Annotated in this window: 2 protein-coding genes; both read right to left on the reverse strand. The window is 48.9% G+C overall.

Annotated elements, in window-relative coordinates; genetic code table 11:
• Positions 1 to 1,342 (reverse strand): di-heme oxidoredictase family protein (locus tag BZG79_RS13530; RefSeq protein ID WP_077774664.1); only part of this gene is annotated, 1,342 nt, incomplete at its 3' end.
• A 60-nt stretch (positions 1,343 to 1,402) separates the two neighbouring features.
• On the reverse strand, positions 1,403 to 2,659 hold the full coding sequence (locus BZG79_RS13535) for an imelysin family protein (RefSeq protein WP_077676934.1): 1,257 nt from the start codon (positions 2,657 to 2,659) through the stop codon (positions 1,403 to 1,405).
• Positions 2,660 to 2,930: the final 271 nt, after the last annotated feature.

Genomic DNA, 2,930 nt, shown 5'->3' on the forward strand with positions numbered 1-2,930 from the left:
GTACACGCTGTTTGGCGCCATCGGCTTCGCCACCATGCCATAAAACGGCTTCCATCAACGTTCGGGCGCGGCCGTCATGTAAGTAGGTACCATCAGCATTAACCTCTTTGGTGTAACCAATACCCCAAAGTGGTGCCGTTCGCCATTCTCGGCCGTTCGCAATAAACTCACCACGGTGATCCGCTAGTCCTTCTCCCATATCGTGTAACAGTAAGTCGGTATAGGGGTGAATTTCTTGTTCACTCAGTGCCGCCAGATCAGGACGTTTTGCTGTTGTGAACGACTCAACGTGACAAGCGTTACATCCAGCATTAACAAACATCTCTTGCCCTCGTTGGACTTGCGAGTCTTGGATGTTACGACGCGCGGGAACCGCGAGATGGCGAGCATAAAATTCAACAAAGTCGAGAATATTATCACTCACTTCGGGATCGCCGCCATTGGGCATATCGTCGCACACCGACTGCGACGGCATACAGTTATGATGAGGGAACATCGAGGTTGTTAGCCCGATATCGCCATTAAAAGCGGCTGCATTTTGTTGATTCACGTTGGGTAATCCGGCTTTCCACCCAAACCGCCCCAGTGCGGTACGCTGTGTGTCGATATCCCACACTTGGTTGGGGCGCCCGGAAATACCGTCGCCATTGGCATCCTCAGGATCGGCGTACGCATAGATCGCCTCAGCGGGGATCGACTCGAGTAGCCCAAGACCTATCATCGGTGGTGCAATCCGCGCTGACAGCTGCACATTCTCTGCCATCGGACCATAATTAAGGTCTGTAATAGCTAAGTTTGGCTGGCGTAATGTCACAGTCTCACCGTCTTCAAAGGTCACCGGTACTTCGCGATAGCTGATTGCTATTTTGCCCTCTGGCTTGACGCCTGGTAAGGAAAAATCTTGAAGTTGACCGCCATAATTGGGCTCTGGAATATTGCCATATTGGATCAGCTTTTGTTTTTCCGCTTCACTCATCGCTGGCACACTCAGCCGAACCAACATGGAAACGGCATTGATATCACCTGGCGATGGAGGATGGCCTCGCCCATCTTTGATATGGCAATTTTGGCAGCCATTAGTATTAAATAATGGGCCAAGGCCGTCACGGGCATCCGTTGATGCCGGTGAACTGACCCAAGGATTACGAAAAAAGCTATTACCGACACTGAAATCAATGCGCTCACTCATCGGCAGGTTAGCGGCAGGTTGGGAAAAGGCGTTCGGTCCTTCCTTGATAACGGTTGTTCCCCCACCGGATGTGCGCTCGAACGCAAGTGCGGAGGTGGTCACCAAAAAAGTAAGACATGTCACGTTGAGGTAAGCAATGACATTGGGCTTCATAGTGTGTCCTGACAAGGCAAAAAGCCCCGTACCACGGGGCTAACTAGAATAATATGTCGTTTAGAATTGGTGATCAGCGGTGTCTGGATTCAGGTTATCAATACCAATCACTTGCGCCGCTTGTTCAATATGCTTGGTCTGATCCACCAGCGCCGCGATAGATGCGTTGACCAGTTGATTCCCTTCGTTATTACCAGCAGCAATCAGCTGATCAAAATGCACGTTGTTGTCCTCCGCAGAAACAACCAAGGTTTTAACTTGCTGCTGGGCTTGATCAAAGCTGGCTTTAATTGCCTCTGCGGCATCGGCATTTTTATCTCTAACCAAATCAAGGACTGACGGTCCCGATAAGGTATTACCATTCACGCGCTGATATGTCCCCGTCATGACATTGTAAATGCCCTGCTCGTTATAAAAATGCGAATTGTGCGTATTGTCAGAAAAACAGTCATGCTCATCTTCGGTTGAGTTGGCTTCTAGCGCGACTTTCATTCGCTCCCCCGCCAGTTCACCTAACGACAGTGATCCCATACCAAATAGCATTTTGCGTAGGCCATTCTCACTTGAATCGGCAAGCAGACTCGCACGGTAATTATCTTTGTTACCCTCAGCCCATTGATCACGCATCCACGCCAGATCATCAACCAATAGATCAGCAGCCGCTTTCAAGTAATCACGACGACGATCACAATGGTCATGGGTACACGCTTCACCATAGGCGAAATCGGTATAAGGGCGCTCACCGGCTCCTGCGTTGGTGCCGTTTAAATCTTGCCCCCACAACAGGAACTCGATGGCATGGTAGCCCGATGCCACATTGGCTTCTGAGCCGCCCACTTCATTTAAACTTGCCAGCAGTGTCGGCGTGATGTCAGTAACATCAAGATCGGTGGCGCCAATCTGAATGCGCTGATTCGCAATAATGTTAGCTGTCGCTCCGGCATTACCGAGTTCTGCCTGATAACCATCCGCGACATAATCAATTAACCCCTCGTCCAAGGGCCAAGCATTGAGCTGTCCTTCCCAGTCATCGACAATAGCATTGCCAAAGCGAAAAACTTCTGACTGTTGGTAAGGCACACGTGCATCTAGCCACGCCTTTTTGGCTGCCTGAAGGGTTGTTTCAGAAGGTTCGGCAATAAAAGCGTTCAGTGCACTGTCGAGTTCAACCGCGGTTGTGTGAGCATCAGCAAAAACGGCGTGAGCAATGTCTGCATAATGTGCCACGACCTCTTGTTGGGTCGCCGCATTAGCGCCAAATGGGGCCGCAAATAGTGAGAGCGCAATCAGGTTGCGCTTAAACGGTGTCAATTCCATAGTCGTGTTGTCCTTCGCCTTATATGAACGGTTATGATAACCATTATCGTTTGTACGAAAGAATTCTAAGCATAATGTTACGAAATGCAACAAAGAATTTTTCTCATTACGCGAAGTGTGATGGCTATGCTATGTGTAAGGTTGACGGCAATACGTTGCAATGCACATCCGACCTGTTATTTAGGTAAACCGATGACTAAAGGCCATTTTTTGCATTTACTCACTGAAACAGTCAAAAATAACAATAAATTAGATTTAATTTGAACTCTAA

This window comes from Salinivibrio sp. MA427, from assembly GCF_001996115.1.
In the GTDB taxonomy this organism is placed as follows: domain Bacteria; phylum Pseudomonadota; class Gammaproteobacteria; order Enterobacterales; family Vibrionaceae; genus Salinivibrio; species Salinivibrio costicola.